Origin of the sequence: Frigoribacterium sp. NBH87, from assembly GCF_014217665.1 — a bacterium.
Taxonomy (GTDB): Bacteria; Actinomycetota; Actinomycetes; order Actinomycetales; family Microbacteriaceae; genus Frigoribacterium; species Frigoribacterium endophyticum.
On record NZ_CP043650.1, the window covers coordinates 1,684,501 to 1,705,560 of the forward strand.

Annotated in this window: 24 protein-coding genes; 14 read left to right on the forward strand and 10 right to left on the reverse strand. The window is 75.2% G+C overall.

Going from position 1 to position 21,060, the window contains the following annotated elements; all coding sequences use genetic code 11:
* Positions 1–58: 58 nt before the first annotated feature.
* The 5 genes from F1C15_RS07775 to F1C15_RS07795 all read right to left on the reverse strand — a co-directional run bounded on the left by F1C15_RS07775 (position 59) and on the right by F1C15_RS07795 (position 4,404).
* Positions 59–403 (reverse strand): hypothetical protein, encoded by a 345-nt coding sequence (locus tag F1C15_RS07775; RefSeq protein ID WP_185230433.1) that lies wholly within the window; start codon positions 401–403, stop codon positions 59–61.
* Positions 393–986, reverse strand: a complete 594-nt coding sequence (gene fliS, locus F1C15_RS07780; protein WP_185230435.1) for a flagellar export chaperone FliS — start codon at positions 984–986, stop codon at positions 393–395. Before fliS ends, F1C15_RS07775 begins: the two co-directional genes overlap by 11 nt.
* Entirely contained in the window at positions 986–2,374 is a 1,389-nt protein-coding gene (gene fliD / locus F1C15_RS07785) for a flagellar filament capping protein FliD (RefSeq protein WP_185230437.1), read from the reverse strand. The genes fliS and fliD overlap by 1 nt, the downstream gene beginning before the upstream one ends.
* A gap of 214 nt (positions 2,375–2,588) precedes the next feature.
* Entirely contained in the window at positions 2,589–3,455 is an 867-nt protein-coding gene (locus tag F1C15_RS07790) for a flagellin (protein WP_195809124.1), read from the reverse strand.
* 118 nt (positions 3,456–3,573) lie between these two features.
* Complete coding sequence (locus F1C15_RS07795; protein WP_056057539.1) at positions 3,574–4,404, reverse strand: sigma-70 family RNA polymerase sigma factor; 831 nt, start codon at positions 4,402–4,404, stop codon at positions 3,574–3,576.
* Between the two features lie 479 nt (positions 4,405–4,883).
* Here F1C15_RS07795 and F1C15_RS16035 point away from each other — a divergent pair, with 479 nt between their 5' ends.
* The 8 genes from F1C15_RS16035 (at position 4,884) to F1C15_RS07830 (ending at position 11,854) form a co-directional block, all read left to right on the forward strand.
* Complete coding sequence (locus tag F1C15_RS16035; RefSeq protein ID WP_167260464.1) at positions 4,884–5,414, forward strand: flagellar protein FlgN; 531 nt, start codon at positions 4,884–4,886, stop codon at positions 5,412–5,414.
* A 2-nt stretch (positions 5,415–5,416) separates the two neighbouring features.
* Positions 5,417–6,847 (forward strand): flagellar hook-associated protein FlgK, encoded by a 1,431-nt coding sequence (flgK, locus tag F1C15_RS16040; protein WP_219731530.1) that lies wholly within the window; start codon positions 5,417–5,419, stop codon positions 6,845–6,847.
* Positions 6,848–6,852: 5 nt separating this feature from the next.
* A complete protein-coding gene (locus tag F1C15_RS07805) occupies positions 6,853–7,740 on the forward strand; it encodes a flagellin (RefSeq protein ID WP_185230439.1) in 888 nt (295 codons plus the stop codon).
* Complete coding sequence (locus F1C15_RS07810; RefSeq protein WP_370543582.1) at positions 7,737–8,141, forward strand: flagellar assembly protein FliW; 405 nt, start codon at positions 7,737–7,739, stop codon at positions 8,139–8,141. Before F1C15_RS07805 ends, F1C15_RS07810 begins: the two co-directional genes overlap by 4 nt.
* Positions 8,142–8,271: 130 nt before the next feature.
* On the forward strand, positions 8,272–9,510 hold the full coding sequence (locus F1C15_RS07815; protein ID WP_255465068.1) for a sorbosone dehydrogenase family protein: 1,239 nt from the start codon (positions 8,272–8,274) through the stop codon (positions 9,508–9,510).
* 86 nt (positions 9,511–9,596) lie between these two features.
* Positions 9,597–10,703, forward strand: a complete 1,107-nt coding sequence (locus F1C15_RS07820; protein ID WP_185230441.1) for a hypothetical protein — start codon at positions 9,597–9,599, stop codon at positions 10,701–10,703.
* A 21-nt stretch (positions 10,704–10,724) separates the two neighbouring features.
* Positions 10,725–11,180, forward strand: coding sequence for a SprT-like domain-containing protein (locus F1C15_RS07825; protein ID WP_056057556.1), 456 nt, complete (start codon positions 10,725–10,727; stop codon positions 11,178–11,180).
* Between the two features lie 32 nt (positions 11,181–11,212).
* On the forward strand, positions 11,213–11,854 hold the full coding sequence (locus F1C15_RS07830) for a CGNR zinc finger domain-containing protein (protein ID WP_235491283.1): 642 nt from the start codon (positions 11,213–11,215) through the stop codon (positions 11,852–11,854).
* A gap of 100 nt (positions 11,855–11,954) precedes the next feature.
* On the opposite strand, the gene F1C15_RS07835 is transcribed toward F1C15_RS07830, so the two are convergent.
* Complete coding sequence (locus tag F1C15_RS07835; RefSeq protein ID WP_056057558.1) at positions 11,955–12,260, reverse strand: DUF427 domain-containing protein; 306 nt, start codon at positions 12,258–12,260, stop codon at positions 11,955–11,957.
* Between the two features lie 61 nt (positions 12,261–12,321).
* On the reverse strand, positions 12,322–12,888 hold the full coding sequence (locus tag F1C15_RS07840) for a hypothetical protein (protein WP_056057563.1): 567 nt from the start codon (positions 12,886–12,888) through the stop codon (positions 12,322–12,324).
* A 186-nt stretch (positions 12,889–13,074) separates the two neighbouring features.
* Between F1C15_RS07840 and F1C15_RS07845 the strand changes: the two genes are divergently transcribed.
* Positions 13,075–13,566, forward strand: a complete 492-nt coding sequence (locus tag F1C15_RS07845) for a hypothetical protein (RefSeq protein WP_185230443.1) — start codon at positions 13,075–13,077, stop codon at positions 13,564–13,566.
* 69 nt (positions 13,567–13,635) lie between these two features.
* Here the strand turns inward: F1C15_RS07845 and F1C15_RS07850 are convergent, their stop codons facing one another.
* Positions 13,636–13,977, reverse strand: a complete 342-nt coding sequence (locus F1C15_RS07850; RefSeq protein WP_056057570.1) for a DUF4333 domain-containing protein — start codon at positions 13,975–13,977, stop codon at positions 13,636–13,638.
* A 138-nt stretch (positions 13,978–14,115) separates the two neighbouring features.
* Between F1C15_RS07850 and F1C15_RS07855 the strand changes: the two genes are divergently transcribed.
* The 3 genes from F1C15_RS07855 to F1C15_RS07865 all read left to right on the forward strand — a co-directional run bounded on the left by F1C15_RS07855 (position 14,116) and on the right by F1C15_RS07865 (position 17,489).
* A complete protein-coding gene (locus F1C15_RS07855; protein WP_056059140.1) occupies positions 14,116–14,775 on the forward strand; it encodes a DUF1684 domain-containing protein in 660 nt (219 codons plus the stop codon).
* Between the two features lie 113 nt (positions 14,776–14,888).
* Positions 14,889–15,287 (forward strand): hypothetical protein, encoded by a 399-nt coding sequence (locus F1C15_RS07860; protein WP_185230445.1) that lies wholly within the window; start codon positions 14,889–14,891, stop codon positions 15,285–15,287.
* Positions 15,288–15,638: 351 nt separating this feature from the next.
* Positions 15,639–17,489, forward strand: coding sequence for a DEAD/DEAH box helicase (locus F1C15_RS07865; RefSeq protein ID WP_185230447.1), 1,851 nt, complete (start codon positions 15,639–15,641; stop codon positions 17,487–17,489).
* 89 nt (positions 17,490–17,578) lie between these two features.
* Here the strand turns inward: F1C15_RS07865 and F1C15_RS07870 are convergent, their stop codons facing one another.
* Together F1C15_RS07870 and F1C15_RS07875 are read right to left on the reverse strand one after the other, a co-directional pair.
* Positions 17,579–18,490, reverse strand: a complete 912-nt coding sequence (locus tag F1C15_RS07870; protein ID WP_185230449.1) for a type IV toxin-antitoxin system AbiEi family antitoxin domain-containing protein — start codon at positions 18,488–18,490, stop codon at positions 17,579–17,581.
* Between the two features lie 263 nt (positions 18,491–18,753).
* Positions 18,754–19,296, reverse strand: a complete 543-nt coding sequence (locus F1C15_RS07875; RefSeq protein WP_056057579.1) for an NUDIX hydrolase family protein — start codon at positions 19,294–19,296, stop codon at positions 18,754–18,756.
* Between the two features lie 214 nt (positions 19,297–19,510).
* Here F1C15_RS07875 and F1C15_RS07880 point away from each other — a divergent pair, with 214 nt between their 5' ends.
* The gene (locus tag F1C15_RS07880) at positions 19,511–20,362 is read left to right on the forward strand and encodes an alpha/beta hydrolase (RefSeq protein ID WP_219731531.1); all 852 of its coding nucleotides are present in this window, start codon (positions 19,511–19,513) and stop codon (positions 20,360–20,362) included.
* 13 nt (positions 20,363–20,375) lie between these two features.
* The gene (locus F1C15_RS07885) at positions 20,376–21,053 is read left to right on the forward strand and encodes an SIMPL domain-containing protein (protein WP_185230451.1); all 678 of its coding nucleotides are present in this window, start codon (positions 20,376–20,378) and stop codon (positions 21,051–21,053) included.
* Positions 21,054–21,060 lie beyond the last annotated feature (7 nt).

Here is a 21,060-nt window from a genome sequence, read left to right on the forward strand (position 1 = left end):
CGGGAGGGGCAGTTCGTGACCACTCGGCCGTGGGGGCGGGGGTGGCAGCGAGGGCGCGTCAGCCCGTCGCGTCGAGGTAGACCGGGCGCTCGGGCTGGTGCGAGGCCTCGACGGTGCGCACGACGTCGAGGTGGCGACGCGCGTCGAGACGGGCCGCGTCGACCCGGGCGAGCGCAGCTCGCTGGGTCGTGGCGACGCCCGCCGCCCGCTCGGCCAGCGACGGCGGCAGCGGGCCGAGGCCGACGGGCGGCGCCCACGCGACGAGGGCCGCGAGGTCGGCCCCGCCGACCTCGCGGTCGGGCGCCTCGGTCGGTGCCCCGGCACGGAGCGCCAGACGCTCGAGGTCGTCGAGGACGGCCGACCAGGTGACGACGGCGGAGCCTGCGGTGACGTCAGCCGACACCGAGGGCACCCCCGAGCGACGACGAGGAGGCGATGGTCGAGCCGTAGCCCGCGGTCGCTCCGCCGAACGCGGAGGCGCCGGCAGCCCGGGGGGCTCCGGCCCCGGTGACGGCCGCGCCGGGCGCGGCGGGGGCGGGGAGCGGGACGCCCGCCGCGCCTCCGGCCTGGAGCGACGCCGCGGCGTCGTGCCACGCCTGGCGGAGGGGCTCGAGCAGGCCGACGACCTCCCGCGTGAGGGCGACGTCGTGGTGCACGTTGGCCGTGACGAGACCGGTCGACGTGTAGTTGTAGAGGGCGAGCAGGCCCTCGCCGCCGTCCCAGACGTCGACCTTGAGCGACGACGAGAGCTCGGCGATGATCGCCTGCGCGTGCAGCAGCTGCTCCGACGCGCCCGCCCAGTCGGCGACGAGCTGGGCCTGCTCGGCCCGGCCGAGGTCGAGCATGAGGCGGTCGTAGAGCATGGTGACGAGCTGCACGGGCGTCGCCGAGAGCACGGCCTGCTCGTTGTAGGCGGCACGCTGCTTCTGCGCGACGGCGGCGGGGCGTGACGTGGCGGCGAAGGCCGCGAAGGCGGTGGAGTCCATCAGCTGCTGCTCCCGGTGAGGCCGGCGATCTGCGAGGTGAGCCACGACTGCTGGCTCTGCAGCTTGCTCAGCGAGGTCTCGAGGGCGGTGTAGGTCTTCTGCAGCTCGGCGCGCCGGCTGGCCAGGCGGTCGTCCCACCGGACGACCTGGTCGTTGAGGCTCCGCACGACCGACTGCTGGCCGGTGATGACCTTGGTCAGCGTGCCGTCGCGCTTGTCGCTGACGCTCGTGGCGGCGGCCGCCACGCGCTCGGCGATGCCGCTCATCATCGCCTGGACCTTCTCGGGGTCGGCGGCGAGGGCGGCGGCGTACTTCTCGGCGTCGACGGAGAACTGGCCGGTCTTCGCGTCGATCGAGATGCCGACGGTGCTCGGCGAGAGCCCGCCGACCGGGGCGATGACGGCGTCGGTGAGGAGCTGCGTGACGGCGCGCGTCACCGAGTTCCCGCCGAAGACGCCCGGGGTGACGGTCGTGGTGCCCGAGGCGTTCGTCGTGCTCGCCGCGGCGCTCCTCGTGCTGATCAGCGAGAGGGCGCCGTTGACGCCGGCGACGAGGTCGGTCGCGACCTTGGCCGCGGCCTTCGCGTCACGGGCCACGGTCAGGTGCACGGGGTCGGCGGAGACCGCCGAGACGGTCACGGAGACGCCCGGCAGCACGTCGGTGAAGGTGTTCGAGCTGCTCGTCACGACCTGCTCGGCGGCGGTGCCGGCCCAGAGGGTGACCGAGGCGTCCCGCGCGGCCGCGACGACGGCGGCGCCGGGCCGCGCGACGACGTCGGGGGCGGTGCCCGCGGCCACGTCGGCGGCCGAGCCCTCGCGGAGGGTGAAGTCGCGCGCCGAGCCCGTCTTCTCGCTCGACAGCTGCAGCCGGTACTGCACGGCGCCCGAGGCGTCCTTGCCCGAGGCGACCTTGACGGCGCTGACGCCGGCGGCGGAGGCGTTGATCGCCGTCACGACGTCGTCGAGCGACGAGGAGGCGGCGGTCACCTCGGTCGTGGTGCCCGACGCCGAGACGAAGGTGAGGACGGGCGGCGACTGCGGCCAGCTCGTCATGGCGGCCGTGACGACGGTCTTCGACGAGGCGACGGCGCCGACGACGAGGTCGACGCTGCCCGAGACGGCCGACGAGGTGGTCGTGGCGGTGACGGCGGCGGAGCTGCTCGTCGCCGTGAAGAGCGAGAGGGAGGCCGGCTTCGCGGTGCCGCCGGCGAGCGTCGCCAGGTCGGCGATGCGGGTGTTGAGCCCCTGGAGGGCCGAGACGAGGCTCTGCCCGGCGGTGGCCTTGTTCTTCAGCAGGGTCTGGGGCACCGCCTCCGAGGCCATGAGGGTCTCGATGAGCTTGGTGGTGTCGAGGCCGCTGACGAGGCCGTCGATGCCGAGTGACGCCATCGGGGGCTCCTTCGGGTGGGGCGGTGCGGGCGTGCGGGGGGGGGGGCAGGGACGTACAGGGGCACCGGCGACGATGCCGGTGCCGGTGAGACACGACGACCGGCGGCCGGGGCGCGGAGGATCAGCTGCCGCGCCCCGACCACCGGTCAGGACCGTGAGGTCGAGGGTGTCGACCTCCCGCTGGGAGCAGGAGGCCTCAGCCGTTCAGCTCCGACTAGCGGAGGAGCGACAGGACGCCCTGCGTGCTCTGGTTGGCCTGGGCGAGCATCGCCTGGCCGGCCTGGCTGAGCACGTTGGAGCGGGTGTACTTGACCATCTCCTCGGCCATGTCCACGTCGCGGATGCGCGACTGGGCCGCCGTGAGGTTCTCCTTCGCGACGTTGGTCGACGCGATGGAGTGCTCGAAGCGGTTCTGCACGGCACCCAGCTCGGAACGCGCCGTCGACACGTTCTTGATCTGGGTGTCGATCGCGGCGATCGCCTTGAGGGCGTCGCCGGCCGAGCCGAGGCCGGCGGCCGTGGCAGCACCCGTCGGGTCGGCAGCCTGGGCCGCGATGCCCTTGACGACGGTGGCGACCGCCTTGATGTCGGTCAGCTTGACGTCGATCTGGTCGTTCGCGGCGGTCGAACCGGCACCGACCTGGAACGTCAGCGACTTGGTGCTGTCGAGCAGGTTGATCCCGTTGAAGTTGGTCGACCCCGAGATGCGGTCGAGCTCCTTGCCGAGCGACGCGACCTCGGTCTGGATCGCCGTGCGGGCGTCGGCGTTGTTCGAGTCGTTGCCCGACTGCACGGCCAGGTCGCGGACGCGCTGGAGGATCGAGTGCACCTCGGTGAGGCCACCCTCAGCGGTCTGGACGACGGAGATGCCGTCCTGGGCGTTGCGAGCGGCGACGCTCAGTCCGCCGACCTGCGAGCGCAGGCCCTCGGAGATCGCGAGGCCGGCCGCGTCGTCAGCGGCACGGTTGATGCGGAGGCCCGACGAGAGCTTCTCGAGGCTCTTCGACAGGTCGTTCTGCGTGGCGTTCAGGTTGCGGTACGTGTTGTTCGCAGCGAGGTTGGTGTTGATCTGCATGCCCATGGTGTTTCCTCTTCCGTGACTGGGTGGTGTTCGTCAGCCCGTCCGTGGGCTGACACCGGCTACTGTCGGCCGGCTGCCGGTGGTCGTTAGCGACCTCCGGAAGTTTTCTGGGGCCCGCCTAGACGGCGGCGCTGAAGCCGTCCGCGGCGGGCTCGCGCATGGCGCGGGCGATGCCGACGGCGGCGTTGGTGGCGACGCGCGACAGGTAGGCGCTGCGGCGCGCGGGCGCCGTCTTCGAGACCGGCACGAACTCGGCCGCCTCGTCGTCGGCGTAGTGCGCCGCCAGGGCGTCGCGCAGCAGGCGGACGGCCTCGGTGCGCTGCTGCGAGACGGCGCTGTGGGTGATGCCGAGCTCGTCGGCGATCTCGGTGACCGTGCGGTCGCCGAAGTAGACGCCCTCGACGATGAGGCGCATGCGCTCGGGCAGCGCCTCGACGGCGGCGCGCACGTACCGGCTGCGCTCAGCGGCGAGCAGCTGCTCGCCGGGCAGGGGCACGTCGGCGGCGAGGTGGTCGGCGACGGTGTCGTCGAGGCTCGAGACGGTCCGCGCCGCGTCGGTGAGGGCCGCGGTCGCGGTCTGGCGGTCGACCCCGAGGGCACCGGCGATCTCGTCGACCGAGGGGGCGCGCCCCAGCGACGCGCTCAGCGCCTCCTGCACGGCCAGGGTCTCCTTGATGCGCTTGCGGGTGCCGCGGCTCGCCCAGTCGCCCGAGCGCATGTCGTCGGCGAACGCGCCGACGACGCGGGTGCGGGCGTAGGCGCCGAACGGGATGCCGAGCGTGGGGTCGAAGGCCTCGGCGGCCTGCACGAGGGCGACCGCGCCGACGCTGGCGAGGTCGTCGCGCGAGAGGTGCGTGGCCCGTGAGCAGACCTCGGAGACGAGGTAGCCGACGAGGGGCAGGTTCTCGACGACGAGGGCGTCGCGGGTGGCGCGGTCGGTGCGGTTCATTCACTTGCTCCCAGCAAGAGGGGCCTGCGGGGGCAGGCACGTCCGAGGTGTTCCAGGCGCGACGAACAGCCCTCTGATCAGGGCTGTCTCGATCCGTCACGCTGCCTGCCCCGTGAGGGGCGCGGCGGTGGTGGTACGAGGTGGGGCGGGCGGTGCTGCAGGCCCCGGATCGAGTCCGTGGCCCGGCGTGTCGATGTGGCCCGCCGTGCACCAGCAACGCTATCGACGCGCGGGGGGCGGGTGGGGGCCGCGCTGTCCCCAGAGCGGGGGCGCGCCTGTCACGTCTCCGGGGGGGCCTCGCCGGAGGTGCCCCCCGGGCTGGGGTGGAACGCCCCTTCCGCCGACCCCCGCCGACCCTGTAGGGCCGACCGCACGACATCGTCCGGCCGGGCGCCTAACGCCCCGCCGGGGTGCGCCGATAGTCCCCGCTGAAGAGGACGTCACCGCTCCTCGACCACACCCGACCACAGGAGACCGACATGGGAGCGAACGAGCTGTCCGCTCTGCTCTGGCGAGAGCGCGAGCTCCTCGAGCTGCTCACCTTCAAGCTCGAGGAGGAGCAGCTGCTGCTCACCGCGGGCCGCACCCGCTGGGTCGACCACGCCACGCGCGAGGTCGAGCAGGTGCTCGACCGGCTCCGCGAGGCGGGGCTCGCCCGCAGCGTCGAGGTCTCGAGCGTCGCCCAGGAGTGGGGCACCGACGAGGAGGCGCCCCTGCGCGACATCATCGCCGCGGCTCCCGCAGGCCCCTGGGGCGAGATCTTCACGGCCCACCTCCGCTCCATGACCGACCTCACCGCGCGCATCGCGCAGCTGCGGGACGAGAACGAGCGCTTCCTCCGCGCCGCCGCCCGGGCCACGCAGGAGACCCTCGCCACGGCGGCCGACGCCGCCGCCGGCAGCATCTACGACGCGAGCGGCTCCGTCGGGGCCGGCGCCCCCGGTCGCCGCGGCGGCCCGGCCGGCGCGACCACCGCCTCCGGCGGGCACCTCTTCGACGGGAGGCTGTGACCGTGGCCAGCACCTTCGGCGGGCTCAGCGCCGCCTACACCGGCCTCGTCGCCGCCCGCACCGGGCTCGACGTCACCGGCCAGAACATCGCCAACGTCAACACCGAGGGCTACACCCGCCAGCGCGTGGGCCAGTCGTCGGTGGAGGCGCCGGCCCGCGTGGGGCTCTACAGCTCCGGCGTCGTCGCCGGACAGGGCGTCTCGGTCGACGCGATCGCCCGCCTCGGCGACCAGGTGGTCGACGGCCAGGTGCGCGGCACCGCCGCCGCCGCCGGCTACCAGTCGGTGCGCGCCACGGCCCTGTCGACCCTCGAGGAGTCGCTCGGGGAGCCCAGCAAGACCGGCATCGCCGCCCAGCTCGGCCAGTTCTGGAACGCCTGGAGCGACCTCGGCAACCACCCCGGCGAGACCGGCCCCGCGGCCGTGCTGCTCGGGCAGGCGACCACCCTGGCCGGCAGCATCGCCAGCGGCTGGAAGGCCGTCGACGACCAGTGGACCGCCGTGCGCGGCCAGGCCGACTCGCTCGCCGGGCAGATCAACAGCGCCGCGACGCAGGTCGCCGACCTCAACGACCGGATCCGCACCGCGACCCAGCAGGGCGTCAGCGCGAACGAGATGATCGACGCCCGCTCGCGCCTCACCGAGACGATCGCGTCGCTCGCCGGCGGCACCGTCCGCGACGCGGGCGACGGCACGGTCGACGTGCTCCTCGGCGGCAACGCGCTCGTCAGCGGCACGACCGCCCGCAGCATCGTCGTCACCGGGGAGCACTCGATGACGACGGCCGCGGGCGGCGCAGCCGTGGGCCTCGCCTGGAGCCACCGCCCCGGCGACGCGATCGCCCTCGACGGCGGCAGCCTCGCCGGCGCCGTCTCGCTGCTCGCGCCGGCCACCGCCGACGGCCGCGGCGGGGCGATCGCCCAGGCCGCGGCGTCGTACGACGCCCTCGCCAGCCAGCTCGCGACCCAGGTCAACGCCGTGCACGCCACGGGCGTCACGGCCGACGGCTCGCCCGGCGGCGCCTTCTTCGGCCAGACCGCGGGCGTCTCCGCGGCGCGCGGACTCACCGTGCTGCCGACCAGCGCCGCGACCATCGCCTCGCGCTCGGCCACCGGCGGTGCGCTCGACGGCTCGATCGCCCAGGCGGTCTCGCAGGTCGGCGTGGGCACCGGCTCGCCCGACCGCACCTGGTCGACGATCGTCGCCGGCGTCGGCGCCGCGTCGCAGACCGAGTCGGCACAGTCCACGCTGACCGACCTCGCTGCGACGTCGGCGAAGTCGCGCCAGCTCAGCGGCGCCGGCGTCAGCCTCGACGAGGAGAACGTGAACCTGCTCAGCTACCAGCACGCCTACCAGGGAGCCGCCCGAGTGATGACCGCCATCGACGAGATGCTCGACACGCTGATCAACGGCATGGGCCGGGTCGGGAGGTAGGGGCGATGCTGACCCGTGTGACGAACCAGATGACCGCGCTGCGGTCGCAGGAGCACCTGCAGGCCGGGGCCACCCGCCTCGCCCAGATGCAGGACAGGGCGTCGAGCCTGAAGGCGATCTCCGTGCCCTCCGACGACCCGACCGGCACCGCCGAGGCCCTGCGCGTCAAGGCCCTCCAGTCGGCCGCCGCCCAGCACAGCCGCAACGTCGACGACGGCTCCGGCTGGCTGACGACGGCCGACAGCGCCCTCACCGCCGCCGACGCGGTGCTCGCCAAGGTGCGTGAGCTGACCGTCCAGGGCGCCAACGAGGGCGCTCTCTCGCAGGGCGCCCGCGACGCCATCGCCACCGAGATCACCGGCCTGCGCGCCGACCTCCTCGCCGACGCCAACGCCAGCTACGCCGGCCGCAGCGTCTTCGCCGGCACCTCCGACGCGGGCGTCGCCTTCCGGCCCGACGCCGCCTTCACCGGCGTCACGGGGGCCGCGGTCACCCGCCGGGTGGGCCCCGAGACGACCGTGCGGGTCGACGCCGACGGCGCGACCGCCTTCGGCACCGGTGCCGACTCCGTCTTCGCCCTGCTCGACCGCATCGCCACCGACCTCCGGGCCGGCACCCCCGGCATCGCCGGCCACCTCACCGCCATCGACGCCCGCGTCGGTGCCCTGCGCGGCGTCCAGTCGGACGTCGGCGCCCGCCACTCCCAGCTGCTGAGAGCCGAGGACACGCTCATGGACACCTCCGTCACGCTGGAGGCCCAGCGCTCCGGCCTCGAGGACCTCGACCTGGGGCGGGCCGTGCTCGACCTCAAGCTCCAGGACAACTCGTACCAGGCGGCCCTCGCGGTCACGGCCAAGGTGCTGCAGACGTCGCTGATGGACTTCCTCCGATGAGCGCCGTGACGACGACGGTGACCTTCACCGCGCCTCCCTTCGGGCTCGAGCCGGCCGTCGACTTCGTGCTCGACGAGATCGACGGGGCCGTCGGGCTCTACGCCCTCCGCGCCGTCGACCCCGCGACGAGCGAGGTCGACGCCTCCGTGCGCCTGTTCGTGCTCGACGCGGCCGTGCACCTGCCCGACTACTCGCCGGTGCTGACCGACGAGCAAACGACCGCCCTCGACCTCCGCTCGGCCGACGAGGCCCTGCTGCTCGTCGTCGCGACTCCGGTCGAGACGGGCATGACCGTCAACCTGCTCGCCCCGGTCGTCGTCAACGGCCGTACGGGATCGGGCGCCCAGCTCATCCTCGAGGGCCAGGACTGGCCGCTGCGCGCGGAGCTCGCCGCACGCTGACGACGCCGCCGCCCGTGGGCGGGCCGTCGGCGGACGTCCGCGGGCTGTCCGCGGGCTGTCCGCGGGCGGAGGCGACGATCCCTCGCTCGTCACGGTCCTGCAACGATGCGCCCCACGTGTCGTCTCCGTCGTGTCTGATGGAGCGATGGAGGCGCGGAGCACGACGACGAGGCGCCCCCGGCCCCGACGTCTCGCGCTCGGCGCCGCGGGGCTGGCGATCGTCGTCGCCGCGGGCCTGGCCTCCTGCACGGGCGGCGACTCCGGGCCGGGCTCGGCCGACGCCTCCCGCTCGGCCTCCGGCATCGCCTCGGCCCCCGTCACGACCGACCGCGGGCCCGCGCCGGCCGCGCGCGCCACGACCACCGGCGCGGTGCGCGTCGCACCGGGCGCCGAGCCCACCGACGTCGTCACGGGCCTCGATTCCCCCTGGTCGGTCGTCCGGCTCGACAGCGGCTCGTCGTTCGTCAGCCTGCGCGACACCGGCCGCGTGGTCGAGCTGACCGCCGACGGCGACGTGCGCGACGTCGCCGAGATCGACGGGGTCGTGCACCAGGGCGAGGGCGGCCTGCTCGGCCTCGCGGTGCTCGCGGGCTCGCCGTCGTACCTCTACGCCTACGCGACCACCGACTCCGACAACCGCGTGCTGCGGGCCCCGATCACCGGCACGGCGGGCTCGTACGGGCTCGGCCCGGTCGAGGAGGTGCTCACGGGCGTGCCGAAGGCGTCGAACCACGACGGCGGCCGCCTGGCCTTCGGGCCCGACGGCATGCTGTACGTCACGACCGGCGACGCGAACCGCGGCGACGAGGCCCGCGACCCCGACTCGCTCGCGGGCAAGATCCTGCGCCTGTCGCCCACCGGCGACGTGCCCACCGACAACCCGATGCCCGGGTCGCCCGTCTACACGCTCGGCCACCGCAACCCGCAGGGCATCGCCTGGGACGGCTGGGGCTCGATGTGGGCCGCCGAGTTCGGGCAGGACCGCTGGGACGAGCTCAACGCCGTCAGCCCGGGCGGCGACTACGGCTGGCCCGACGTCGAGGGCACGTCGCCGTCGTCGGACACGCTCGCGCCCGTGCTGCAGTGGGGCACCGACGACGCGAGCCCGAGCGGCCTGACCGCGGTCGGCTCGACCCTCTTCCTCGCCGGGCTCGGCGGCGAGCGCCTGTTCGAGATCCAGGTGCCCGAGGCGGGCGTGGCCACCGCGACCGAGCGGTTCGCCGGCGACGACTCGCTCGGGCGCGTGCGCGACGTGCTGCCGGGGCCCGACGGCACGCTCTGGCTGGTCACGAACAACACCGACGGCCGCGGCGACCCGCGCGGCGGCGACGACCGGATCGTCAGCGTGCCGCTCTCCGCGCTCGACTGAGCCGGGCGGGCGGTCTCGGACGGAGTCGCGTGTCGCGTGCGCGGCGGACGGCCAGTTCCGCGCACCGGCGGTTACCCTCGTACTCGATGAGCCAGCACGACCCCTCCCTCGGATCAGCCTCCGGCAGCGCCCGCCCCGGCAGCGCCTCGGAGGGCCGCGCGCGCCCGAGCAGCTCCGCCGCCGGATTCGACCCGGTCAGCCTGCGCACGGCCGTCGACGTCGGCGCCGCCGAGGCCCGGCTCGCCGCCCTCGGGCAGAGCCGCAGCACCTCCGCCCTCGGCGAGCGGGCCGACCTGCTGCGCACGCTGGGCCGCCTCGACGAGGCCCTCGCGATCGCGGAGGAGGCCTTCCGCCTCGCCCACTTCACCGGCGACCGTGCCGACTCGACCGCGGCGCGCATCCGCCGCGCCCACATCTTCCGCGAGCAGGGCAAGCTCGAGCGGGCCCTGAACGACCTGCACACCAGCCGCATCACCGCCTCGACGGAGGAGTGGCGCGACCTCGAGACCGCCGCCGCCGAGCTCGAGGGCTACACGCTGTTCGACCTGGGCCGTCACGACGAGGCGCAGGAGGCCCTGCAGCAGGCCGTCGTCGCCTTCGAGGCCACCGGCGCCCCGCGTGACCGCGTCGAGGCCCTACGCCGCGCGATCGAGGGCGTCCTCCGGGCGTACCTGTCGGGCACGGGGCCGATCGAGCCGGTCAGCGCCCCCGCCGACGCCCCGACCACGAGCGCGCCCGCCGCGGCGGCTCCCGTCGCCGCTCCCGCGCCGGCCCCCGCGCCGGACGCGGAGGCCCGCCCCGGCGACACGAACCCCGTCGACCTCTCCCGCCCCTCCGACGCCCTGGTGCCGACCACGGCGCCCGCCGACGACGAGCGCCCCGCCGCCGTGGCCCCGGGCTCGGCCCCGGCCGGCTCCTGGCGCCCCAGCCAGCCGGCCCCGGCGGGTGACCCGCAGCCGGAGCTGCCGCCGCGCGCCGACGCCGGCCTGTGGAGCAAGATCTCCGGCCTCGCCGCGAACGCCTCGGCGCACCGCGAGCGCACGGAGCGGGCCGAGCGCGCCGCCCGCGGCGACGGGCGGGCCGACGGCCCGCACGACGACGAGCCGCGTCGCGGAACCACCGGCGTGACCGGCGTGGTCGACGGGCTGCCCCGTGACGACCAGCCGACGACGTGGCCCTTCCCTCGCCGCTGACCCGCGCCTCCTGACCCTCCCGTGGCCGACCTCGACCGGGTGCGGCGCTGGGCCGACGCGCTCATCGCCCTGCACCTCGACCCCGCGGTGTGGAGCTTCGCCTTCGACGCGGCCAAGACGCGGGCCGGGCTCTGCAACTACACGGCGAAGCGCATCTCGGTGTCGCGGCACCTCGCCGGCCGGTACGAGGACGACGAGATCCACCAGGTGCTGCTGCACGAGGTCGCGCACGCGATCGCCGGGGCGCGGGCGGGCCACGGGCCCCGCTGGCGGGCCACCGCCGCCGAGCTCGGCTACGTCGGCGGGCGGCTGCACGACGGCGCCGTCGCCACCGAGCTGGCGCCCTGGGTGGGGGTCTGCCCCGCGGGCCACGAGCACCACCGCTACCGCCGGCCGACGAAGGTGCTGACCTGCGGCCGGTGCGCCCGGAGCTACGACCCCGCCCACGTGATCACCTGGACGAAGCGCGAGGTCTGAGCCGCAGCGGCGACACCGCCTAGGGTGGTCAGGTGACTGGTCAGTGGCTGCGTTCCGACACGGGCACCCCGTGGTTCTTCGACTCGGGGGCGCTCAGCCTCGACTTCGCGTACCTCGGCGGGTTCCGGGCCGGCTCGCGGCTGGGCCCCGAGTCGGGGTTCGCGCTGCCGGCCGACGGGTCGGTGCCGTGGGACGGCCTGCTGCTGCCCGCCGACCTCGACGACTGGGTCGCCGAGCGCTGGCCCGGCGTGGGGGCCGCCGCCTCCGACCGCGAGCTCGCCGACGCGCGCGCCCTGCGCGACGCCGTCGCCCGCCTGGCCGTCGCCGCCACCGACGCGACGTCGCCCGACCCCGACGACGTCGACACGCTCAACCTCTTCGCGGCCACCCCCGACGTGCCGCCGACCCTCGCGGGCGGCCGGCGCCAGGCGGGGGCGGGGCGACTGCGGCTGGGTCAGGCCCTGGCCTCCGTCGCGCGCGACGCCGTCCGCCTCCTCGACGAGGTGGGGTTCGGCGGCGGTGACGACTCGCGCCTCCGGCGCTGCTCCAACCCCGAGTGCGGCCTCGTCTACCGCGACGAGTCGCGCGGGCGCAGCCGGCGGTGGTGCTCGATGCAGCGCTGCGGCAACCGCGCCAAGGTCCGGGCGCACCGGGCCCGTCTCGCCGCGGGCTGACGCCGCCCGGAGACAGCAGTGCGGCGGGTCACCGTCCTCCCGGGCGGGCCGTCGCCGACCCGCCGAGGAGGGCGGCGACCCGCCGCACCCGTCAGACCGTCTACTCGACGACCTGCACGTCCTTCCAGAACGCGACGTAGCCCGAGTAGTCCTGGCCCACGCGCTCGAACGACGTGGGGATCGGGGTCGGGTAGCTCCACGCGCGGTCCTGCAGCAGGGTGTCGCCCGACTTCACGCTGAAGTACTGGGTGTCGCCCTTCCACGGGCAGTGGTACTGCGTCGGGCTCTCGGTGAGCAGCTCGGCGTCCACGCTCGCGGGCGGGAAGTACCAGTTGCCCTCGATCGAGATCAGGTCGTCCTTCGGGGCCTCGGCCACCACGGTGCCGTCGCTCAGCACTGCCTTCATCGTTCCTCCTCTGGGGTCCGTCCGGGCCCGGCCGGCTCGGCCCGGCCCGTCGAGGTGAACGCTACGCCCGCGCGCGCTCTTCCCCGACGACGCGCAGCGGCTGCTCAGGGGCCCGGGCGGCCGCGACGGCGTCGGCCCGGCCGGCGCCGGCCAGCTCGGCCGCGGAGACGGAGGCGCTGAGCAGGTGGGCGGACGCCCGCCGCAGCGAGACGGCCGCGGCGCAGACGAGCGCGGCCTCGGGCGACGAGAAGTCGACCCCGGCCGCGGCGAGCGCGTCGACGACGGCCCCGGCGGCCAGCTGGTCCTCCCCGGCGGGGCGGAACCCGTCGTCGTCGACCGACCCGGCCGCCACCACGGCCACGACCGCGCGGTCGCCGCGGCGGGACTGCCGGTCGAGCACGTGCCGGGCGACGTCGTCGGCGGCGGAGGCGGCGGTCACCGACAGCAGGTCGGCCCCGTCGTCGACGAGCTCCGCCACGCGGTCGAGCACCTCAGCCCGCGCGAGGAGGCCGTGCCCGTCGAGCACGTCGACGACGACCACGACGTGGGCGCCCGCCACGACGCGGGCCGCGCCCGGGACGCCGTGGTCGAACCGGACCTGGTACTTCTGCTGCTGGGGCTCGCTCACCCGTCGAGGCTACGTCGGAGGCGCGCACGGGTCGCGGGTGTTGCGGCGCGTTACGCGAGCGGCTGCGGGGCGGCGGGGGGGGGGGGGCTGCGGTCGCGGGGGTGGAGCGGCTGCGGGGCGGCGGGGGTGGAGCGGCTGCGGTCGCGGGGCGGGGCTCGCCCAGCACCGGGGGTGCACACTCGACCCATGCACGTGCAGCTCAAGATCCGCCTCGCCTGCCCCGTCGACGCCGCCGCCGACGCGCTGCGCGACCCCGCCGTCATGGTCGCGGTGACGAAGCCCCTCGTCGTCTACCGCTCGGAGGAGCCGGGCGGGTTCCCGCACCGCTGGGACGAGGAGGCGCACCCGGTCTCCGCGCGCATCCTCGGCCTGGTCTCGCTGGGGCACACGCACGTCGACCTCGACTGGCACGAGCGCGACGGGGCCTGGATCCAGCGCGACACCGGGCGCGGCACCTCGGGCCAGTTCGCCTCGATGCGCATCGACCACCGCATGGCGGTCTCCCCGCTCGGCGACGGCGAGACTCTGCTGCGCGACCGCCTCGTCTTCCACGCCGGGCCGGTCGGCGTGCTGCTCTGGCCCGGGCTGTGGGCCGTGTGGCAGTGGCGGGCGCTGCGCATGAAGCAGCTGGCGCCGACCTGGCGCACGCCGAGCGCGCACCCGCGCCACGCGGGCTGAGCACCGGGCGCGCGCCGAGCTGAGCGCCGGGCGCGCTCATCGCCGCGCGGGTGCCGTCCGGGCCGAGCGTCAGCCTTTCGGCTCGTCGTCGACGACGACCGACACCGTGTACTCGCCGTCGTCCTGCCCCTCGGTCGAGATGGTCGAGACCGAGTCGTAGAGCACGTCGTAGCCAGGAGTGTTGACGTCGCAGTGCACCTCGTCGCCGTCGACCACGGGCACGGCCTCGTCGCCGCAGTCGACGTCGGGCCGCGTGCCGACCTCCTGCTCGAGGGCGTCGGCGACCGCCGTGGCGAACGCGTCCGCCGACACCGTGGGCGACACGGAGGCCGAGGCGCTGCAGCCGACGACCCCCAGGGCGAGGGCGGCCGCGACGAGGGCGGTGCTGGTGACGGTGCGGACTGTGCTCATGGTTCCCCCTGTGCGGGGGCACGCCGGTCGTCCCCCGGCGTCGAGCTTGCCACGGACGATGGGAGGCGCGTTCCCGGTCGACGAGGAGGGCCCGGGTCTAGCGTCGAGCCGGTGACCGACCCGACCCGCGACTCCTCCGTGCCCTCCGCCTCCCCGGAGCTCGCCTCCCCCGTCTCGACCGTCGACTCGGGGCTCGACCTCGCGGCCTGGCGGCGGACCATCCACGGGCTCTACCGGCAGGTGCGCGAGGCCACCGACCTCGCGGCGGCCCACGACCTGTGGCGACGCACCCGTGACGAGCTCTTCGCGACGAACCCCGTGACGCCGCTCCTGCCGGAGGACCGCCCCGTCTTCACCGGCCTGCCGACCGCGCCGTACGACCCGGCCTGGCGGTTCGAGGTGCCGATCACGCCCGCCGAGCCGCACCGCATGACCGTGACGACCGGCACCGACGGCGACGTGCCCTTCGACCGCGTGGGCCTGGTCGACGTGCCCGGGGTCGGCAGCCTCGACGTCTGGCGCCTGCGCTCGTACGGCGGCGGCCTCTTCGTGCCCGTCGGCGACGCCCTGGCCGGGAAGCCCGGCGGCACCTACGGCGGCGGCCGCTACCTCGTCGACACCGTCAAGGGCGCCGACCTCGGCCCGGGCTCGGAGCCCGGCTCGATCGTGCTCGACTTCAACTTCGCCTACAACCCGAGTTGCGCGTACGACCCGGCCTGGGCCTGCCCGCTCGCGCAGCCGGGCAACCGCGTCGCCGTCGAGATCCCGGTGGGCGAGCGGTACCACGGGGCGCACTGACGTCGGCGCGGAGGGCTGGGGTCACGCCCGCACGCCCGCACGCCCAGCCGGCTGGACGTGGTCCGTCCAGCCGCCCCGGTCGGCCCACCGACCTGTCGGCTAGCGTGGCCGCCGTGACCTCGACGACGCCGCCCGCCTCCTCCGGCCCCGCTGGCCCCTCCTCGCCGGAGGCCGTGACCCAGGCCCTGCTCGACCTGGGCCGCGACCCGCAGCACCCGTTCTCCGTCGCCGTCGAGGGCGAGCGCATCATCGCCCGGTGGGTCTGGAAGGACGCGCACGACGCCGTCGGCAGCGCACGCAGCAGCTACGCGCTCCGCATCACGCTCCTGGCCGAGACGCACGAGTACAAGCGCTCAGAGATCAACACCGAGCGCAGCACCGGCACCGCCACCGGGACTGCCACCTTCACCTCGGCGAAGGTCGTCGGGCCGGTCGCGCGGACCCTCGAAGCCCACGGCTGGCAGCGCCGGAAGACGGCGCTCGGCAAGGCCATCCGCAGCCTTTTCTCCTGAGCCCCTCGGTGCCCCTGCTGTCCACCGGCGCTCGGGGCGGAACGACGACCGTCGCGCTTTGCCGACACAGCCGCTAGACTGGGGGCACTTGTGGATCGATCCGTTCGGTCCCCTGCGTCGTAGCACGCCCCTCCCCGCCTCCCGACCTGGCACACACCCAGGCATCCAGCAGGCGCGCGAAGCTCACTCTGCGGCGAAACGATCGTGCACACCTGCACCGTCGCCACACCTCGAGCCCGGCTACGACAGCCGCTCTCCGGCTCTGCACCGCCGTGCCGTCCGCGCCCCGCGCAGACGTCGCGGCCGTCCGCAGCCCGGCCCGGCTCGACACCCTGCCCCTGAAAGGCACGCATGTCCACCACGCTCCCCGTCACCGACGCCACCGACGTCGCCGACGCCCCCACCGCCTCCTTCGCCTCGCTCGGCGTCCCGGCCCCGATCGTCGCCGCCCTCGCGAAGGACGGCAAGGAGAACGCCTTCCCGATCCAGATCGACACGCTGCCCGACACCCTCGGCGGCCGTGACGTGCTCGGCCGCGGCAAGACCGGCTCGGGCAAGACCCTCGCCTTCTCCATCCCGATGGCCGCGCGCCTCGGCGGCGCGCTGGCCGGCGGCGCCCGTCGCGCCGGTCGCCCCCTGGGCCTCGTGCTCGCCCCGACCCGCGAGCTCGCCACCCAGATCGACGCCGTGCTGGCCCCGCTCGCCGCGGCCTACGGCATGCGCACCACCACGATCTTCGGCGGCGTCTCGCAGAACCGACAGGTGCAGGCCCTCAAGGCCGGCGTCGACATCGTCATCGCCTGCCCCGGCCGCCTCGAGGACCTCATGAAGCAGGGCTTCATCAAGCTCGACGCCGTCGAGGTCACCGTGCTCGACGAGGCCGACCACATGGCCGACCTCGGCTTCCTGCCCGGCGTCACCCGCATCATGAAGGCCACCCCGAACGACGGCCAGCGCCTGCTCTTCAGCGCGACCCTCGACAACGGCGTCGACAAGCTGGTCAAGCAGTTCCTCCACAACGAGGTGCTGCACTCGGTCGACGAGGCCAACTCGCCCGTCGCCAAGATGACCCACCACGTCTTCGAGACCGAGTCGCTCGACACCAAGAAGGCGCTCGTCGAGAAGCTCGCCTCGGGCAAGGGCCGCCGCATCCTCTTCATGCGCACCAAGCACCACGCGAAGAAGCTCGCCAAGCAGCTCACCGACTCGGGCATCCCCGCCGTCGACCTGCACGGCAACCTCTCGCAGCCGCAGCGCGACCGCAACCTCGCCGCCTTCCAGGACGGCTCGGCCCGCGTGCTCGTCGCCACCGACGTCGCCGCCCGCGGCGTGCACGTCGACGACATTGAGCTCGTGATCCACGTCGACCCGCCGACCGAGCACAAGGCGTACCTGCACCGCTCGGGCCGCACCGCCCGCGCCGGCGCCGAGGGCGACGTCGTCACCCTCGTCATCCCCAGCCAGAAGCGCGACGTCGCCCAGCTGATGAAGAAGGCCGACATCCGCCCGACCATCACGTCGGTCACCCCGTCGTCGCCCGAGGTCGCCGCGCTCGTCGGCGAGGTCGCCGCGTACGTGAAGCCGGCTCCCCGTGCCGCCGTGCAGCAGCAGGGCGGCGGTGGCGGCGGTCGCTCGCAGGGCGCCAACGCCCAGCGCAAGCGCGCCGCCCGTCAGGACAGCCAGGGCAACCCGATCGCCCGCGCCGACCGCTCGGGTCGCCCCGCGGCGGCCGGTGCCGGTGCCGGCGGCGGACGGTCCGGAGGCGCGGGTCGCGGCTCCGAGGCCGGTCGCGGCGGTGCCGGTGCGGGTCGCTCCGGCGGCGCGCGTCAGGGCTCCGGCCAGGGCTCGCGCGACGGCGGCTCGCGCCGCGACGCCGCGCCCCGGGGCGGCGCCTCGACCTTCTACTCGACCGAGTCGGGCCGCGGCGCCGTGACGCCCGTGCGCGAGGACTCGCGCGACGAGGCTCGCGGCACCCGCCAGACCGGGCGCCGTGCGCAGAGCGACGGCGGCCAGAGCCGCACCAACGCGGTGCGCAACGACCAGGCCGACTTCGCCGCCTCGCAGGGCCAGCGCTCCGGCGCCGGCGCCGGCGGCGGCTCGCGCCGTGCGTCCTCCGACGGCGGTCGCCCCGGCGGCCTCAAGGTCGGCGGCCTCGTCGGCGGCAAGCCGCGCAGCGGCGGCGGCCAGCGCGGCGGTCGCTGAGCCACCAGCTCTCCCCGCTGACCCCGAGACACCCCGTTCTCGCATCGGAACCCTGCCGCGGCAGGGTTCGGGTGCGAGGGCGGGGTGTTTCATCGTCCACGGCGAGCGACACCGGCGTCAGCCAGCACCGCTGCCAGCCGGCTCGGGTCGTTCGCCGCGGCCCAGTCCCACCGAGCGAAGCCGCGCACCTCGGGCAGGGCGCGGATGCGGTCTTCCCGCTTCTTCTCGTCGATCTTCACCTGATCGAGACTGCGCCCGGACCGCCGGGCGAGCTCGAGGTACTTCGTCAGGCCGTCGAACTCGCCGACGACGCCGAGCTCCGGCCACCAGAAGTCCACGCGGCCGATGAGACCCCACCTGTCCCAGAACTCCCGCTGCAGCTCCGGCAGCGGGACACCGATCTCGACCATGACGACCCGGCTGAGCGACTCGCCGGGCGACTCGGCCAGGGCGTCGGCGAGGTCGAGGGCGATGAGCGCGCGTCGCCGACCGACGCGAGGCGCGCGCTCGACCGCGGCGCGGAGCGCGCCGCGGTCGAACGCCCCGAGTCGTAGACCGTGGTCGAGCGCCATCACGGAGGAGCGGAGGCTCTCGAGGCGGCTGACGTCCGACGCGGCCCGCACCGGGCTCACGACCCTCAGCCCGCCCAGCTCCGTGATCTCATGGCCGGCCAGTGCGGCACTGTGCCTGACCATCAGCCCCGTGGTCTTCGTCGCGCTCCTGGCCCTGTCGACGACGTGCACCCGGGACGGCATCGGGGACGCGAGGGGGAAGCCGTGCACCGCGAGGGCCGACCGGTGCGACACCACGATGTCGGACGTCGTCCGGGCGACGGTGGCGCGCACGACGACGGCGTGCCGCTCCTCGGGGGACGCCGCGACCCACGCGGGAGCGGAGACGTACGTGCCGGGGGCGACCCGCACCAGCTCGCCCCGCCCGGCTGCCCGGCGCAGCGCCCGGTCGTCGCGACCCGACCGCACGAGCGACGACCGGTGGATCATCGAGCCGACGAGCGGCTCAGGAGGAGGTCGGTGGGGCGGCTGAGGGGGTGGCGAGAGCAGGGGCATGACGACGATCCTGCGACCGTGATGCCGACGCGACGGGGCCACACGTCTTGCCCTGTGCAGTCGCGACCCCCGCCTCCCCCTGTGGAGGAATCGGGTCGCACCATCGAGACGAACCTCGTCCTCGCTCACGAATCCTGCCGCGGCAGGGTTCCCGTGCGAGAACGGGGTTCCTCAGCGAGGAGGGGGCGCGGCGGGCGCTAGTGCAGGGCGCCGACGGAGGCGAGCGCCGAGCGGAGCAGCGCGCCGCGGCCGCCCTCCATCTCGTCGGCGACCTCGGGGCTCGCGGCCTGGTGCGGCGTCAGCCAGGTGAGCTCGAGCGCGTCCTGGCGCGGCTCGCAGGTGCCCGTGACGGGCACGACGTAGGCGAGCGACACCGCGTGCTGGCGGGCGTCGGTGTAGACCGACGAGCCCGGCAGCGGGAAGTACTCGGCGACCTGGAACGGCACCGGCGACGGCGGCAGCTGCGGGAACGCCATCGGCCCGAGGTCCTTCTCGAGGTGGCGGAACAGCGCGGTGCGCAGGCTCTCGCCGTACATCACGCGGCCCGACACGAGCATGCGCGACATCTCGCCCTCGGGCGACGCACGCAGCAGCACGCCGACCTCGGTGACGATGCCCATGCCGTCGACCCGCACCGGCACGGCCTCGACGTAGAGGATGGGCAGCCGCTGGCGGATCGAGTGCAGCTCCTCCTCGGACAGCCAGCCGGGATTGGGGTCGGGGGTCTGCACGGAGCTCATGGCCCATGTCTACAGGCAGCGCGCGGCGCCCGGGCGACGAAACGCTAGGGGCGAACACGCCGACGACCGCCGGTGGCCGGGCGGGCACGCCCCGAGGCGAGCGCGCCCGCCCGGCGCGGAGCGAGCCCACGAGGCGAGGCGGGACAGGGCGAGGCCCGACGAGCGGAGCACGAGGAGGCGCGCCCCGCGACGCCCCGCTGGCTAGGCTCGGCGCATGGTCACCATCGATGCCGCCCTCGTCCGCTGGTCCACCGACGAGGCCGAGCGTGCCGGCCGCCCGTTGCTCGTGCTGCTGCACGGCGTCGGGTCGCACGAGGGCGACCTGATCGGGCTGGCTCCGTACCTGCCCCGCGACCTGGCGATCGCCTCCCTCCGGGCTCCGCTGCCGCACGGCGACGGGCACTCCTGGTACCCGCTCGCGCTGCCCGGCTCGCCCGAGCCCGGCCCGGTCGACGAGGCCGCGGAGGCGGTGCTCGCTTGGGTCGACTCGCTCGGCGACGCGCACCCGTCGGTGGCCCTGCTCGGCTTCTCGCAGGGCGGTTCGCTGACGCTGCAGCTGCTGCGCCACGCCCCCGAGCGCTTCGCCTGGGCGGCGGTGCTCGCGGGCTTCGTCGTGCCCGACGACTCGGAGGCCACGTCGCGTCGCGACGCCGAGCTCGCGCGGGTCCGCCCCGACGTCTTCTGGGGCCGCGGCGACGTCGACGCGGTCATCCCGCTCGACGCCGTGCAGCGCACCGCCGACTGGCTCGCCGCGCACGCCGACGTCGAGGAGACCGTCTACCCCGGCCTCGCCCACGGCATCAGCCAGGAAGAGCTCGACGACCTCAACGCCTTCATCTCGCGCGTGACCAACCCGCTGGCCGGCCTCGATCCCGACACTCTCGACAGCGACAACGACAGCGACAGCGACAGCGACAGCGACAACGACAGCGACGTCTCGGCGGCCGACCGCGACGCACCCGACCGTGCGGCCGCACCCGACGCCCCCGCGACCACCGACGCCGACGCCCTCGCGGTCGACGCCGGCCGGCGCATCGGCACCGTCGACGACCCCGCCGTCCGCTAGGCGGGAGCGCCCCGTGGTCACGATCTCCGTCACCGGCACAGCGACGCACCGGCACCGGGCCGAGCGCGGCACCGTGCGCCTCGGCCTCGCGAGGGAGGGCACCGACCGCGAGCAGGTGCTCCGCGACAGCGTCGCCCTGCACGACCGGGTGACCGCCGAGGCCACCGTGCACCGCCGTCAGGGCGCCGCGACCTGGTGGAGCGCCGACGACGTGACCGTGGGCCCCGTGCCCGGTGCCTGGCAGGAGGACGGCACCCGCGCCTCCACCGGGCTGGTCCGCTCGCGGTCGACGGTCGCCGTGCGGTTCTCCGACGTCGCCGTGCTCGCCCGCTGGGTCGCGGGGATCGCCGCCCTCGAGGGGGTCGCCGTCGAGGGCGTCGAGTGGTCGCTGAGCCACGACCGGCGGCCTGAGGTCGACCGGGCGGCACGGGTCGCCGCGGTCGCCGACGCCGTCGTGCGCGCGGTCGACTACGCCGACGCCCTCGGGCTCGGCACGCCGACCCTGCGGTCGCTCTGGGAGCCGGGCCTGCGCCCGGGTGCCGGAGGCGCGGGCGCGGCGGGCGGACCGGGCCTGTTCGCGCGCGCCGCTTCCCCGTCCTCGGCCGACGACGGCTCGCTGGCGTTCGCGCTCGTGCCCGCCGACGTCGAGGTGCACGCCGAGGTCAGCGCGGACTTCGTCGCGGAGGGCTGAGGCCCCC

Coding starts and splice junctions, on each gene's coding strand:
- F1C15_RS16035 (WP_167260464.1), top strand. CDS start 4,884: ATGGGAGCGAACGAGCTGTCCGCTCTGCTCTGGCGAGAGCGCGAGCTC.
- F1C15_RS07850 (WP_056057570.1), bottom strand. CDS start 13,977: ATGAGCACAGTCCGCACCGTCACCAGCACCGCCCTCGTCGCGGCCGCC.
- F1C15_RS07875 (WP_056057579.1), bottom strand. CDS start 19,296: ATGAGCTCCGTGCAGACCCCCGACCCCAATCCCGGCTGGCTGTCCGAG.
- F1C15_RS07870 (WP_185230449.1), bottom strand. CDS start 18,490: ATGATCCACCGGTCGTCGCTCGTGCGGTCGGGTCGCGACGACCGGGCG.
- fliS (WP_185230435.1), bottom strand. CDS start 986: ATGGACTCCACCGCCTTCGCGGCCTTCGCCGCCACGTCACGCCCCGCC.
- F1C15_RS07820 (WP_185230441.1), top strand. CDS start 9,597: ATGAGCCAGCACGACCCCTCCCTCGGATCAGCCTCCGGCAGCGCCCGC.
- F1C15_RS07805 (WP_185230439.1), top strand. CDS start 6,853: ATGCTGACCCGTGTGACGAACCAGATGACCGCGCTGCGGTCGCAGGAG.
- F1C15_RS07810 (WP_370543582.1), top strand. CDS start 7,737: ATGAGCGCCGTGACGACGACGGTGACCTTCACCGCGCCTCCCTTCGGG.
- F1C15_RS07835 (WP_056057558.1), bottom strand. CDS start 12,260: ATGAAGGCAGTGCTGAGCGACGGCACCGTGGTGGCCGAGGCCCCGAAG.
- F1C15_RS07845 (WP_185230443.1), top strand. CDS start 13,075: ATGCACGTGCAGCTCAAGATCCGCCTCGCCTGCCCCGTCGACGCCGCC.
- F1C15_RS07865 (WP_185230447.1), top strand. CDS start 15,639: ATGTCCACCACGCTCCCCGTCACCGACGCCACCGACGTCGCCGACGCC.
- fliD (WP_185230437.1), bottom strand. CDS start 2,374: ATGGCGTCACTCGGCATCGACGGCCTCGTCAGCGGCCTCGACACCACC.
- F1C15_RS07795 (WP_056057539.1), bottom strand. CDS start 4,404: ATGAACCGCACCGACCGCGCCACCCGCGACGCCCTCGTCGTCGAGAAC.
- F1C15_RS07790 (WP_195809124.1), bottom strand. CDS start 3,455: ATGGGCATGCAGATCAACACCAACCTCGCTGCGAACAACACGTACCGC.
- F1C15_RS07880 (WP_219731531.1), top strand. CDS start 19,511: ATGGTCACCATCGATGCCGCCCTCGTCCGCTGGTCCACCGACGAGGCC.